Origin of the sequence: Shouchella rhizosphaerae (assembly GCF_900142675.1) — a bacterium.
Taxonomy (GTDB): domain Bacteria; phylum Bacillota; class Bacilli; order Bacillales; family Bacillaceae_D; genus Shouchella; species Shouchella rhizosphaerae.
In genome coordinates, this window is sequence record NZ_FRBS01000003.1 from 421,753 (window position 1) to 435,275 (window position 13,523).

Sequence of the window (13,523 nt, forward strand, 5' to 3'; positions counted from 1 at the left end):
ATCCCTCCTAAATTATGATGAATGCGTGTCGTTCAGCCCTTTTTCGAGCGCTTTCCAAGCAAGCGTCGCACATTTAATTCGTGCAGGGAATTTTGTTACACCAGTAAGCGCCTCAATGTCACCTAAGTCAAACTTGCCTTCATCATAGTCCTTTCCTTGCATCATATCTGAAAAAAGCTTAGACAGCGCCAGCGCTTCTTCGACGGTTAAGCCTTTGACAGCTTGCGTCATCATTGAAGCGGAGGCAAGGCTGATGGAACAGCCTTCCCCTGTAAATACAGCGCGGTCTACTTTTCCATCTTCTACTTTCATTTGTACTTGAACACGGTCCCCACATGTGGGATTGTTCAAATTTACCGTCAGTGTGTCCCCTTCAAGCTCACCGCGGTTGCGGGGATTCTTATAGTGGTCCATGATCACTTGCCGGTAAAGTGTATCGAGATCACGAGAAGACATCGCTAAAATACTCCTTTGCTTTGACTAATCCGTTTGCCAGAGCATCAATATCTTCTTTCGTATTGTACACATAATAGCTGGCACGAGCAGTGGCGACAACGTCAAGCCATTTCATTAACGGTTGTGCACAATGATGGCCTGCGCGAACAGCAATTCCTTCAGCATCAAGGACAGTCGCTACATCGTGGGGGTGCACGTCGCCAAGCTGGAATGTGATCACCCCTGCACGGTCTTTTGGCCCAAAGATCGTCAAATCTTTGAAATCGCCGAGACGCTCAAACGAATAGTCAACGAGTTCTTTTTCGTGCTGTTCAATTTCATTAAACCCTAAATCGGTGACAAAATCAATCGCAGCACCGAACCCGATTGCGCCAGCAATGATTGGCGTTCCCCCTTCAAACTTCCACGGGAGCTCTTTCCAAGTCGAATCTTGCAGACCGACAAAATCAATCATTTCCCCGCCAAATTCAATTGGCTCCATCGCTTCAAGCAGCGCTTTTTTGCCGTATAAGGCGCCAATGCCAGTGGGGCCACACATTTTGTGTGCCGAGAAAGCAAAAAAGTCACAGTCTAATTGTTGGACATCCACGTGGACATGGGGAGCGGCTTGGGCGCCATCGACAACCATGACCGCGCCATGTTTATGAGCGACTTTCGCCATTTCAGCAATTGGGTTAACTGTACCGAGCACATTTGAAACGTAGACAACGGAAACGATTTTTGTTCGTTCCGTTATCGTTTTTTCGACATCCGCTAATGCAATCGTCCCATCTTCTTGCAAAGGGATATACTTCAACACGGCCCCTTTCCGCTTGGCAAGCTGCTGCCATGGAATGATATTCGAATGGTGTTCCATTGGCGTAATGACAATTTCATCGCCTTCGCCGACATGGTCAGTTCCATAGCTTTGCGCCACTAAATTAATGGCCGTGGTTGTGCCGCGAGTAAAGACAATCTCCGCCGTGTCTTGCGCATTCAAGAAAGCGCGGACTTTTTCGCGTGCGCCTTCATATTCATCAGTAGCAAGCGTACCAAGCGTATGCACGCCACGATGGACATTAGAATTGTAACGGCGGTAATAGTCATCGAGCTTTTCAATGACTTGGATTGGCTTTTGCGAAGTGGCGGCGCTGTCGAGATAGACAAGAGGATTCCCGTTTACTTGTTGGTCGAGGATCGGGAACAGCTTCTTTATCTCCTTTGCGTTCATCGTTTTGCCTTTCTTTCAATGACCGTTTTCATTTGCTTGCGGACTGACGCAACTGGAAGCTGGGAAACAACAGGCTCCAAAAATCCGTGGATGACAAGGCGTTCTGCTTCAGCCCGTGAAATGCCGCGGCTCATTAAATAGAACATTTGCAGCGGGTCAATCCGGCCAACAGAAGCAGCGTGGCCAGCCGTTACGTCATCTTCGTCGATTAAAAGGATTGGATTGGCATCGCCCCGGGCACGTTCGCCGAGCATGAGAATCCGTTCGGTTTGTTCGCCGTGCGCCTTTGTTGCTGCTTTTTCGATTTTTGAAATGCCGTTAAAAATGCCAAGGGCACGTTCCGTCATAACGCCATGCTTTAAAATATAGCCTTCTGAATGTTTGCCGTAATGCTTAATGAGCGTCGTAAAGTTTTGTTTTTGTTCGCCTGTGCCGACTGATACGAGCTTTGCGTCTGCATAAGAGCCGTCGCCCACCAAGTACGTAATGTTTTCAGCGACCGTATCGCCGTCGTTCATTTGCCCAAGCGCCCAATCGATGCGGCCGTCGCGTTCAACATGGGCGCGGCGGACAACATAAGTGGTAGCATCTTCATTGAGCGTATCGACACCGCCAAAGGAAACGCGGGCACCAGCGCCGACATAGACTTCAGCGACTAAGTTGGCTACAGATGCACCAGAGCCATAGCCTGTGTAATTTTCTACATACGTGACTGAGCTGTTGTCTTCCGCTACGATCAATACGTGGTTAAACAAACCGGCTTTTTCATCGGAAACCGCATAAACAGCTTGCAATGGCACTTCAACATTGACGTTTTTCGGCACGTAAATAAAGGCGCCGCCTTCCATCAATGCGGCATGCATCGCCGTTAGCTTGTTTTCGTCGGCTGAAACAGCTTCTGTTAATAAATACTTTTTAACAAGATCGCCATGCTCTTTAACCGCAGTCGCAAAGTCACAAAACACAACGCCTTTTTCTGCTAATTCAGCAGCATTTGTTTGAAAGATCGTTTTGCCATTGTCTTGGATTAGCAAGCTGTTTCCAGTTGCTTCTTCATCAACAAATTGCTGAATGTCGCTGGAGAGCTCATCCAAGCTTGAAATTTCCTTTGGTTCTCTAAGTTCCTGAGTAAAGGACGTAAAATCCCAATTGTGGATTTTGGTTTTATCCGGCTTAGGAAGCTCGAGGCTTTCGACTTTATTCAATGCATCCAGACGCAAGTCCGTTAGCCATTTTGGTTCTTGTTTTCCTTCGGACCGTTCTTTTAACTTATCCGGACCGATCAGTGGGTTCGTCTCAACTGACATACATACCATCCTTTGCTGTTTTATCGTGAAAGCTTCCGACTGGTTCTCACTTACGCTTCTTGGTTGGCATCAACGCGTTCGTCTTCAATGCCCAATTCTTCTTTAATCCAGTCATATCCTTCTGCTTCAAGACGCTCAGCAAGTTCAGAGCCGCCGGATTTAACGATGCGGCCTTGCATCATTACATGGACTTTATCTGGTGTGATGTAGTCAAGAAGGCGTTGGTAGTGGGTAATGATCAAGCAGCCAAACTCTTCGCCGCGCATTTGGTTGACACCTTGGGCAACAACTTTTAGCGCATCGATGTCAAGCCCTGAGTCGATTTCGTCAAGAATGGCGATTTTCGGTTCAAGCATTAGCAATTGGAGAATTTCATTGCGCTTTTTCTCCCCGCCTGAAAAGCCTTCATTCAAATAACGCTGCGCAAAGGATTGGTCCATGTCGAGAACGTCCATTTTTTCGTCCATTTTGCGAATAAATTTCATTAAAGACAGCTCATTGCCTTCTTCACGGTTCGCATTAATGGCAGAGCGCAAAAAGTCGGCGTTTGTAATGCCGCTAATCTCGCTTGGGTATTGCATCGCAAGGAACATGCCTGCACGAGCACGCTCGTCTACTTCCATTTCAAGCACGTCTTCGCCGTCTAGCGTAACAGAACCGCTTGTGATTTCATATTTTGGATGACCCATGATGGCAGAAGCAAGCGTTGATTTCCCTGTTCCGTTTGGTCCCATGATCGCGTGGATTTCTCCGCCGTTGATCTCAAGGTTGAAATCTTTAAGAATTTCCTTATCGTCAATAGAGACATGTAAATTCTCAATCTTAAGGTTTGGTACAGACATGTGTATTCCCTCCATAAATTAAGCAGGTATGCTGTTTCCAGCAAACCTCGCTGACATTTTTTAATGATTATTAATCTATTCTCATTCTAATTTTATACTAAATGGACACACACTTCAAGGAGCCCGTCCCGATAAATTACCCAAAAAAAACAGAGCCTTCACTGTAGGGCAGGAGGCTCTGTTTTTGATCTACGTTGACTAGGAATGGAGTGATTCAACAAGACGGTTGCATGCATAATGCTCTTTTGTCCGCGCCTTCTCCACTTCCAGTCGTTTTTTTAAACTGTTCTCATACTCGGCATAGCTCATTCCATGCCGCTGCTGCAACCCTTTTTCCATCTCAGTGGTGTAGGATAGATCCATCTTATGAATGGTTCTTCATCCCCTCTCTCAATTTTGTTATGCCTGTTTTTGAACCACAAACGTTTACCAAAGCTACAATTTAAGCTCTAAGCAAACCGAGCAGCCTATTTGCGGTTCTGTTTTTCTCTACCCTAAACGAATAACATGCAAACAATAATGAGAGAGTGGCTGTTACCAATTGTTATTGCAGCTCTTTTGCGAATTCACCAAAGGCTTCCTGTACAAGTGTAGCTCCTTGACTAAAGGCGGCACCACTGCCAAAGGCGGTGGCAACCGCTATTGTTTCAAGCAATTCTTCTTCCGAAGCACCATGGTCAACGCATCCTTTTGTATGGTAAATGATGCAATATTCATCTTGGGCATAAACGCTCATGCCCAGCGCCATTAAATGCTTCTGTTTTTTTGACAAGGCCCCATCTTTAAAGCACTGGTCTGTAAACTCGTTGTATGTTCGGGAAAAAGCGGGCATTTTTTCTTCATAAGTACCGACGCCTTTTTTGTATCGTCCCAAGTGCTGCTCTGTTGTAGTATGACTTTCACGATTCATCAATTCTGCTCCCTTTCCGTCAAGTTACTGTTAGTATGCAGTACTTGTTCCAGGAGCATGCAATTTACTCGAATTTCTCTGGGTATGCAATTTGGGCCAAATGCTCGACCGCCTCTCCGATACGAGGACCAGGACGGTCCATGATGTCCGCTTCAAGCAAATAGATTTCCTCATTTTCGACAGCGGCAATGCCTCCCCAGCCCGCGCGGCCTTTAATCTCTCCGACTGGGTCTTCTGTATAGGTGACCGTTGTTGCGATCAAGTCGGGATTGCGGTCAATCACTTGCTCTTCGTCAATTTTAAGCCAGCCTTCTTCATCGGCAAACACATTGTTTAAGCCAGCGGCTTTAATGATTTCTTGCTGGAACGTATTGGCTCCTGTCGTATAAATGTCTGGAGATGGGCTAATTTCAAAATACACGTCCTTTTCTTCCGCTTCGGCGACTTTTGTGGCCACTTCCTCCATTTGCGCTTGGATGTTCGTTATGATTTCTTCGCCTCTTTCCGTTACGCCCATCACTTCTGCAATTTGTTCAATATCACTATAAACATCTTCAAAGTTGGCGGCTGAGTGAATCACAAACACGGGAATCCCTGCGTCTTCTAAAGGGTCGAGCGTATCAGGAGCCCCAATCGTATAGCCAATGACAACATCAGGATTCAATTCAATAATTCGTTCAGCATCAATTGTTTGTGAGTCAGATACTTTTTCGATTTCATTTGCTTCTTCAGGATAAAAATCAAATTCAGTCACACCGACCACCTTTTCTCCTACACCAAGTTCAAACAAAATTTCTGTATTGCTCGGAGCAAGAGAAACAACCGTTTCTGGGATTTTTTCAAACGTAATGTCTTCACCTCTGTCATCCGTTACTGTATACGATTGCCCCTCTGGCTGTTCTTCGTGGGCCTCTGTCTTGTCTTCGTCCGATTGGCAGCCAACCGCACAAATAAGCAATAATGATGATAACAAAAGCTTTTTTTTCATTTAATTAATCTCCTTTTTGCGTGTTTTTACGGGGTATGATTTGCTCACAAATGGGATTTCCTCGATTCCTTGCCGTTTGTTTGCATACACAGCCATGACAAACAGCACATTCGCCAACAGATGGGCGTAATCAAATAGCCTCTCTGGCACTTCTCGTTCCAAGCTGACGCGATGCAAAGCACGTACCGTTTTCTTGGCTTCACTGCGGCACACATGAAGAGCACAGGCAGCTGCCGATCCTTGCGGCAACACAAACTGCTTGATCGATTCCTCCGTCTCTTCAACATAGCGGTCATACAGATCGCTCAACTTATGTACATCAGCAGCGGATATCGCCATCTTTCCGCGTACCGATCCATTTAAATGGTACACCATTTCCACCAACTTGAGTAAATCACTATGTAATTCCTCTAACGGCACAACTAAGCTAGCCGCTTGTCCAATCCGAACTGCCAGCGCATCAGATTGTATTTCAAAATCGACAGTTGTTTGCGCCTCACGCATATAAGGATAGCAAAGATAGCGCATATCTTTCCCCTTGCCCATTGTTAGACCACTCCTGTCTTTTTACAAGCAAAAATGCCGTTAGCGCGTCGCTAACGGCAGCCTTTTTCCTTACTCGGCAGGGATGACCGCTCCGCCATAGTTTTCTTCAATAAATGTTTTGATTTCTTCAGATTGAAGCACCTCAACAAGTGTTTGAATCGCTTCATTGTTTTCATCTTCGCTGCGAACGACAATCAAATTAACGTATGGATTTTCGGCATCGCCTTCTTCAAGAATGACAGAGTCTTCTGTTGGCGATAGGCCAGCATCGATCGCATAGTTGGAATTAATCGCAATCAAGTCCGCTTCATTGTTCGTATATGCTTGCGGCAACAACTCAGCAGCAACGCCAGAATTGACAAACGTTAGATTTTTCGGGTTATCCACTATGTCTTGTTCGGTTGCATCAACTGAAACGCCCTCTTTAAGGGTAATTAAACCCGCTTCTTGAAGAAGGGAGTACACACGGCCGTGGTCAGCGACAGAATCGCTCATCATCACCGTTGCTCCGTCAGGAAGGTCGTCGACGCTGTCATATTCTTGTGAATAAAGGCCCATTGGCTCTAAATGGATGGCCCCAGCTTCAACAAAATCATAGTCCGGATTTTGCTCAAGCTGTTCTTCAAGATAAGGGCGGTGTTGAAAATAGTTGGCATCGACATCGCCATCGTTTAAAGCAATGTTTGGCAAAACATAGTCTTGGGCAATTTCGATTTCCAGCTCGACGCCTTGTTCTTTAAGCAATGGCTCTGCCTCTTCTAAAATTTCGGCATGGGGCACATTGGAGGCGCTAATTTTAATGGTCGTTGGCTCGTCTGCATTGCCTCCGTCTCCATTTGCCCCGCCTTGCTCGTTGCCGCCTTGCCCGCAAGCAACGAGTGCAATTGCTGCTGTTGTGACACCTAGTGTTTTCAAAAATGCTTTCATCTTCTCGTCCTCTCCTTTTTATTAGCGTTTATCTAATCGACTTGTGAAAAAGTCGCCAATCCACTGGAACACAAACACAATCGCTAAAATAACGACAGTCGCGACAACCATCACATCTGGATTGGTGCGCTGAAACCCTTGTTGGAACGCAAGTGTGCCAAGACCGCCAGCACCAATTGTTCCGGCCATTGCTGTATAACCGATCAAAGCAATGGTCGTTACAGTAATGCCAGAAACAAGCGCTGGCATTGATTCAGGAATAAGCACTTTAAAGATAATGTGGCGGTTTGTTGAGCCCATTGCCTGTGCAGCTTCGACGACGCCTTTATCCACTTCCCGCAAAGCAATTTCAACCATGCGGGCATAAAATGGCGCAGCTCCTATAATCAAAGCAGGCAATGCTGCACTTGGGCCAAAAATCGAACCAACGAGTGCCCGCGTAAATGGAATAAGCAATATGATTAAAATAATAAACGGAATCGAGCGAAATACATTTACAAAAGCGGCTACGATCTTATAAAAGAAGCGGTTTTGCCATGGATTGCCTTTGGCGGTCAAATATAAAAACAAGCCGAGGAGCAAGCCAATAAAAAAGGTTGCAACTGCTGAGGCGACTGTCATGTAAACCGTCTCTTGCGTAGCTGCCCACACATCTTCCCACACGACATTTGGAAACCATTTAGCGATCATGCTCAATCACCTCCACGTCTATTTCTTTGCCGCGGATGTATGCAAGCGCTGCTTCAATTTCGTTCGTTGCCCCTAATAGCCGTAAATACAGCTTTCCATAGGAGCCTTGTTGCAATTTTGAAATGTTCCCTTGCAAAATGCTAATGTCGATCGGAAAACGTCGGATTAATTCCGTTACAAGTTGTTCTTCAGCAGGGTTGCCAACAAACGTTAAAGAGACAATCGTGCCGTCGCTCTGTTCATCAAGAAGATGCCAAAGCGATTGTTCTTCTTCCCCCGTTTGCGCCAGCTGCTTAACAAACTCCTTTGTCATCTGCTCTTTCGGCTTACGGAACACATCAATGACTGGCCCTTGTTCGACAATCTTGCCGTTTTCCATCACTGCCACTTGATGGCAAATTTTTTGGATAACGTGCATTTCGTGAGTAATGAGCACGATCGTCAAGTTCAGTTTTTCATTAATGTCAAGGAGCAAATCCAAAATGGAATCCGTCGTCTTTGGGTCAAGCGCTGAAGTTGCTTCATCGCATAACAGCACTTTCGGATTGTTGGCAAGCGCCCTAGCAATTCCAACCCGTTGCTTTTGACCGCCGCTCAACTGAGACGGATAGCTGTCTCCTCGACCATGAAGCCCAACAAGTTCAATCAATTCCTCGACCCGTTTCTTCCGTTGCGCAGCTGGAACTCCTGCAACTTCCAACGGGAACGAAATGTTTTGCCTAACCGTCCGCGACCAAAGTAAATTAAAATGCTGAAAAATCATGCCAATTTCTTGGCGAGCTGCCCGCAATTTACTTGGCGTAAGCGACGACAGTGCCTTGCCATCTATTTTAACGGACCCTTCCGTTGGTTTCTCAAGCAAATTAAGCAACCGAATAAGCGTGCTCTTTCCAGCTCCGCTATAACCAATGATCCCAAAAATTTGCCCAGCTTCAATTTCAAGGTTGACGTTATCGACAGCTTGGACAGCGCCATTTTTCGTTTTAAACGTTTTGCTGATTCCTTTCAGAGAAATCATTGTCAATGTCCCTCCATAAAAAAACCTTTCTGCCGGACAGACAGAAAGGGTGCTGTTGCTTCCCTCTCATCTCCCAAAGCCCATATGCTTTGCAGGATTTAGCACCTTCAAGCGAACTTGCGGTTGCCGGGTTTCATTGGGCCAGTCCCTCCACCTCTCTCGATAAGAATGAATATGGTTGTTTTATCAAACTCTAATGTAGCCGTATCATAGCATGGCTTTATGGCGGCGTCAATTCTTTCTTAAATAAATTAAACTGCCTTGCGCGAATAAAGCAAAACCCTATCGGTATCAGAAAAAAAGACCCGCCCCTGCCAGGCAAGTCTTCGCTATTCGATCGATTCGCGTTCGATCAGCAATTATTTCCATCTCTCCAACTAGGCAACTCATATAGAAAACGTCCATCTTGCCATGAAGCCAACGCCGATGGGAGGGCCGCAGCTATTCACTACGGCACCTGAAGCGGCCAGCCTTCTCCGTTCGTTTGCGACAACCGTTTCTATACGTGCTTCTTCCTCCCGAGTCTCCTCTGGCTTAAACGCCTATATTTAGAGTGCACGCCAGGAAAATTTGTATCCGAGGGAAGATCAGCCAGAAGAAGAGCTAAAGCATTAATCTTCGCTAATCATCTCCGCATATTCTCCTGCTGACATCAGCTTGTCCACTTCACTTGCGTCAGCCGGCTCAACCACGATCATCCACGCTTTTTCGTACGGTGACTCATTGACAAGCTCTGGGGAATCATCAAGTTCTTCATTCACTTCAACGACTTTTCCGCTAATTGGCGCATACAATTCAGATACAGTCTTGACGGACTCAACGCTGCCAAATGGCTCGTCCGCTTCAATCTCATCGCCCACTTCAGGAAGTTCGACGAAGACAATATCGCCTAGTTCAGATTGGGCAAAATCAGTGATGCCGATACGGACTTTGCCGTCTTCCGTTTTTACCCACTCATGTTCTTCGGAATACTTTAGCTCTTCAGGTAAATTACTCATGTTAACCCCTCCAATGTGGTCTTTTCGAAGTTTATCATACAGGAAATCGCTCATAAGCGAAAGGAAATCTTCTTGTTACACCACTAAAAAGTTGACCACATATCTTGAAATTGATCTTCTTTAAAGCCAAGTGTCACTTTTGTGCCATCTGTTACAATCGGGCGTTTTATCAACATACCTGAACTAGCTAGTAGCTGATATTGCTCTTCATCGCTCATTTCGCCGAGTTTGTTTTTTAAATCAAGCTCCCGGTATTTTTTTCCGCTTGTGTTGAAAAACGCTTTTAATGGCAAACCGCTTTTTTGGTGAAGTTCCTTCAATGTTGTACTTGTCGGCGGTGCCTCGACAATATGGATCGCTTCATAAGAAACACCGTGTTCATCAAGCCATTTCAATGCGTTACGGCAAGTAGAACACTTTGGATATTGATAAACCGTTACACCCATTTCCAGCATCCTTTCTATCCAGTGGACTCGTGTCTATTATTACCGAAAACCATCGCATACACAACTTTTTGGCTCACATGAAAGAAGAAGCCCGTGATTAGGCTTCTTCAGTGAGAGGAGAATACCCCTTGCGAGAGGAGCATTGTATTTTTATTTGGGGCCAAAAGCCCCAAAATTGCTACCTTAAATGACGTATTTCTTTTCAGCAATAATCGCCTTGGCGATTTTCCGTTTTTTTGCCACGACATTAACAGGCTGATGACGCGTTAGCTTGCGCAACATCGAAAGCATCGTGCGCAGCGTATCTCCCTCTTCCATATAAGACAACGCCTTTTTTGCATTTGCTTCGATCCGGTTAATTGCCTCTTGTGTAAACACTTCTGTTAATAGAAGTTTTTGCTGCTCTTTCTCTGGTGATGACGCGTCAAGTGCTTTCTGCGTCCGCAAAATCGCTGACTCCATTGAATAAATATCGCTGACAATATCCGCTACCGCAGCAAGAACTTCTTGTTCTTGATCCAGTTGCGCTCCATATTTTTGCGCACCTGTTCCAGCGACCATCAAAAATACTTTTTTAGCCATCGCCAACAAATGGGTTTCCTGCGCCAACGGTGTATCATCAATTTCTTGAGGCATAAGCATCATTAATTCTTCTTGCAACGCTTGTGCTTTTTGCAAAAACGGCAAATCTCCTTTTAACGCTTTGCGCATAAGGGTGCCCGGGACAAGCAAACGATTGATTTCATTCGTGCCTTCAAAAATCCGGTTAATCCGGGAATCACGATAAATACGCTCTACTTCGTATTCAGCCATAAAGCCATAGCCGCCATGGATTTGCACGGCTTCGTCAGCTACAAAATCCAATGTTTCCGAACCAGCGAATTTGTTCAATGAACATTCAATTGCGTATTCCGCAATCGCGCTAGCAACGGCACGGCCATCATTTTTTTCTTCCTCGGTTAAGCTGGCAAAGCGGCTTTCAATCAGTCCGCCTGTTCGGTAAATGGCGCTTTCTGACGCGTAAATTTCGGTTGCCATGGAAGCGAGTTTTTCTTGAATTAAAGCGAATGAAGCGATCGTTGTTTTAAATTGCTTCCGCTCTGTCGCATACGTCGCTGCCAGTTCCAACGCCCGCTTAGCACCGCCAATACAGCCGACTCCAAGTTTATAACGGCCAATATTTAAAATATTAAAGGCAATGACATGGCCACGGCCGATCTCGCCAAGGACATTGTCCACAGGCACTACAACATCCTCTAATATTAGTGTACGCGTAGATGATCCTTTAATGCCCATTTTCTTTTCTTCTGGCCCGGTGCTGACACCATCAAACGTTCTTTCTACGATAAAAGCGGTAAACTTTTCGCCGTCTACCTTAGCGTAAACAATGAACACATCCGCAAAAGCAGAGTTGGTAATCCACTGCTTTTCACCATTCAAGACATAATGTGTACCTGCTTCGTTTAGAACTGCTGTCGTTTTGGCGCTCAGCGCATCTGAACCTGAGCCAGGCTCTGTTAAGGCATAAGCGGCAAATGTCTCGCCACTGGCCAAGCTAGGCAAGTATTTGCTCTTTTGTTCATTCGTGCCAAAAAAAACGATTGGCAACGTGCCGATGCCGACATGGGCACCGTGGCTTAGCCCAAACGCTCCGGCTTTTGAAAATTCTTCCGAAATGAGGGTAGAACTGATTTTATCAAGGCCAAGCCCGCCATATTCTTCTGGGACATCAGCGCCAAGCAGCCCCAATTCCCCAGCCTTTTTCAACAGCCTTGTCGTATGTTGAAATTGATGCTGTTCAATTTCATCGACATAAGGCAAAACTTCTTTTTCCACAAAATCCTTTGTCGTACGAGCAATCATTTGTTGTTCTTCGGTTAAGTCTTCCAATGTAAAGATGTGGGCAGGCTCCATATCTTCAAGCAAAAAGCCGCCACCTTTAAAAAGTTTTTCAGTCGTGTTGCTCATCCTCGGTTCGCCTCCCCAATTGTTTAATGTCGTTCAAACACAGCAGCAGCCCCCATGCCGCCACCAATGCACATCGTCACAACACCAAATCGTTCATCGCGCCGCCTCATTTCATGGATGAGCGACAACGTTAATTTTGTGCCTGTACAGCCAAGTGGATGCCCTAAGGCAATCGCTCCGCCATTGACATTGACTTTGTCGTAATCAAGCCCCAATTCACGTATGACGGCAAGCGCTTGGGAAGCAAAAGCCTCGTTTAACTCAAACAAACCAATCTCTTCTAGCTGTAATCCTGCCAGACGCACCGCCTTTGGAATTGCCTCAATTGGGCCAACCCCCATCACTTCAGGCGCTACCCCTGCAACAGCAAAGCTTTTAAACGTTACAAGTGGTTCTAACCCCCGAGCTTCCGCTTCTTCTTTGTCCATGAGCAGGACAGCCGCAGCGCCATCGCTCATTTGTGATGAATTCCCAGCTGTTACCGTCCCTTTAAGCTGGAATGCTGGCTTAAGCTTGCTAAGTGCAGCGATCGTAGTATCTGCGCGCACGCCTTCATCCATCTCAACAAGTCGTTCCGTTGTTTGAACCGTTCCGTCTGCCCCAAAGTGCTGTTCAACGACAGGAACAGGTACGATTTCATCGTTAAAGCGCTGATTGGCAAGTGCAGCCGCTGCTCGTTTATGGCTTTCTACCGCAAATGCGTCTTGGTCTTCCCTGCTAATGCCGTACTGGCGCGCCACTTCTTCCGCAGTATAGCCCATTGACATGTAATATTCCGGTGCTTCGTCGATCAACGTTGGGTTCGGTTTGACGACGTGACCTCCCATTGGAATCATGCTCATTGATTCTGCGCCACCTGCAATGATTGCTTTCGCATGCCCTAGCATAATCCGTTCGGCCCCATAAGCGATTGTTTGCAAGCCGGAAGCGCAATAGCGGTTAATTGTCACTGCTGGAACTGATTGGGGAATGCCCGCAAGCACGCTCACATTTCGGGCCATGTTCATCCCTTGTTCCGCTTCGGGCATGGCGCAGCCGATCAAGCAATCGTCAATTTCTTCCGGTTCGACTTGTTTGGCGCGGCGCAATGTTTCCTTCACGGCAATGGCGCCTAAGTCGTCGGAACGCACATGTTTAAAAGAGCCGCGGTTCGCTTTCCCAACTGGTGTCCTCGCACCTGCCACAATAACTGCTTCTTTCATAGATGCCGCCCTCCT

At 46.3% G+C, this 13,523-nt stretch carries 15 protein-coding genes and 1 riboswitch; all 15 genes read right to left on the reverse strand.

Annotated features, from left to right (window positions below; genetic code table 11):
- Positions 1–12 precede the first annotated feature (12 nt).
- The 15 genes from sufU to BUC05_RS11255 all read right to left on the reverse strand — a co-directional run bounded on the left by sufU (position 13) and on the right by BUC05_RS11255 (position 13,508).
- A complete protein-coding gene (gene sufU / locus BUC05_RS11190) occupies positions 13–456 on the reverse strand; it encodes a Fe-S cluster assembly sulfur transfer protein SufU (RefSeq protein WP_011247817.1) in 444 nt (147 codons plus the stop codon).
- On the reverse strand, positions 443–1,666 hold the full coding sequence (locus BUC05_RS11195; RefSeq protein ID WP_011247818.1) for a cysteine desulfurase: 1,224 nt from the start codon (positions 1,664–1,666) through the stop codon (positions 443–445). Before BUC05_RS11195 ends, sufU begins: the two co-directional genes overlap by 14 nt.
- Positions 1,663–2,973 (reverse strand): Fe-S cluster assembly protein SufD, encoded by a 1,311-nt coding sequence (sufD, locus tag BUC05_RS11200; RefSeq protein ID WP_011247819.1) that lies wholly within the window; start codon positions 2,971–2,973, stop codon positions 1,663–1,665. The genes BUC05_RS11195 and sufD overlap by 4 nt, the downstream gene beginning before the upstream one ends.
- A 50-nt stretch (positions 2,974–3,023) precedes the next feature.
- On the reverse strand, positions 3,024–3,815 hold the full coding sequence (gene sufC, locus BUC05_RS11205; protein ID WP_011247820.1) for a Fe-S cluster assembly ATPase SufC: 792 nt from the start codon (positions 3,813–3,815) through the stop codon (positions 3,024–3,026).
- A gap of 198 nt (positions 3,816–4,013) precedes the next feature.
- Positions 4,014–4,178 carry a YuzK family famiily protein gene (locus BUC05_RS21495; protein WP_011247821.1) on the reverse strand — a complete coding sequence of 55 codons (165 nt, stop codon included), beginning with the start codon at positions 4,176–4,178 and terminating at the stop codon, positions 4,014–4,016.
- Positions 4,179–4,359: 181 nt separating this feature from the next.
- Complete coding sequence (locus BUC05_RS11210; protein ID WP_011247822.1) at positions 4,360–4,725, reverse strand: carboxymuconolactone decarboxylase family protein; 366 nt, start codon at positions 4,723–4,725, stop codon at positions 4,360–4,362.
- 64 nt (positions 4,726–4,789) lie between these two features.
- Complete coding sequence (locus tag BUC05_RS11215; protein ID WP_035202716.1) at positions 4,790–5,713, reverse strand: ABC transporter substrate-binding protein; 924 nt, start codon at positions 5,711–5,713, stop codon at positions 4,790–4,792.
- Positions 5,714–6,259: a hypothetical protein gene (locus tag BUC05_RS11220; RefSeq protein WP_011247824.1), complete on the reverse strand. Its 546-nt coding sequence runs from the start codon at positions 6,257–6,259 to the stop codon at positions 5,714–5,716.
- A gap of 69 nt (positions 6,260–6,328) precedes the next feature.
- Positions 6,329–7,186, reverse strand: coding sequence for a MetQ/NlpA family ABC transporter substrate-binding protein (locus BUC05_RS11225; protein WP_011247825.1), 858 nt, complete (start codon positions 7,184–7,186; stop codon positions 6,329–6,331).
- A 21-nt stretch (positions 7,187–7,207) separates the two neighbouring features.
- Positions 7,208–7,876 (reverse strand): methionine ABC transporter permease, encoded by a 669-nt coding sequence (locus tag BUC05_RS11230; RefSeq protein WP_011247826.1) that lies wholly within the window; start codon positions 7,874–7,876, stop codon positions 7,208–7,210.
- Complete coding sequence (locus BUC05_RS11235) at positions 7,866–8,894, reverse strand: methionine ABC transporter ATP-binding protein (RefSeq protein WP_035202719.1); 1,029 nt, start codon at positions 8,892–8,894, stop codon at positions 7,866–7,868. Before BUC05_RS11235 ends, BUC05_RS11230 begins: the two co-directional genes overlap by 11 nt.
- Before the next feature lie 63 nt (positions 8,895–8,957).
- Positions 8,958–9,063: riboswitch (SAM riboswitch) on the reverse strand.
- A gap of 442 nt (positions 9,064–9,505) precedes the next feature.
- Entirely contained in the window at positions 9,506–9,892 is a 387-nt protein-coding gene (gcvH, locus tag BUC05_RS11240; RefSeq protein WP_011247828.1) for a glycine cleavage system protein GcvH, read from the reverse strand.
- An 83-nt stretch (positions 9,893–9,975) separates the two neighbouring features.
- Entirely contained in the window at positions 9,976–10,338 is a 363-nt protein-coding gene (locus BUC05_RS11245; RefSeq protein WP_011247829.1) for an arsenate reductase family protein, read from the reverse strand.
- 183 nt (positions 10,339–10,521) lie between these two features.
- Positions 10,522–12,306 (reverse strand): acyl-CoA dehydrogenase family protein, encoded by a 1,785-nt coding sequence (locus BUC05_RS11250; RefSeq protein ID WP_035202721.1) that lies wholly within the window; start codon positions 12,304–12,306, stop codon positions 10,522–10,524.
- Positions 12,307–12,329: 23 nt separating this feature from the next.
- Positions 12,330–13,508, reverse strand: a complete 1,179-nt coding sequence (locus tag BUC05_RS11255) for an acetyl-CoA C-acetyltransferase (RefSeq protein ID WP_035202723.1) — start codon at positions 13,506–13,508, stop codon at positions 12,330–12,332.
- Positions 13,509–13,523 lie beyond the last annotated feature (15 nt).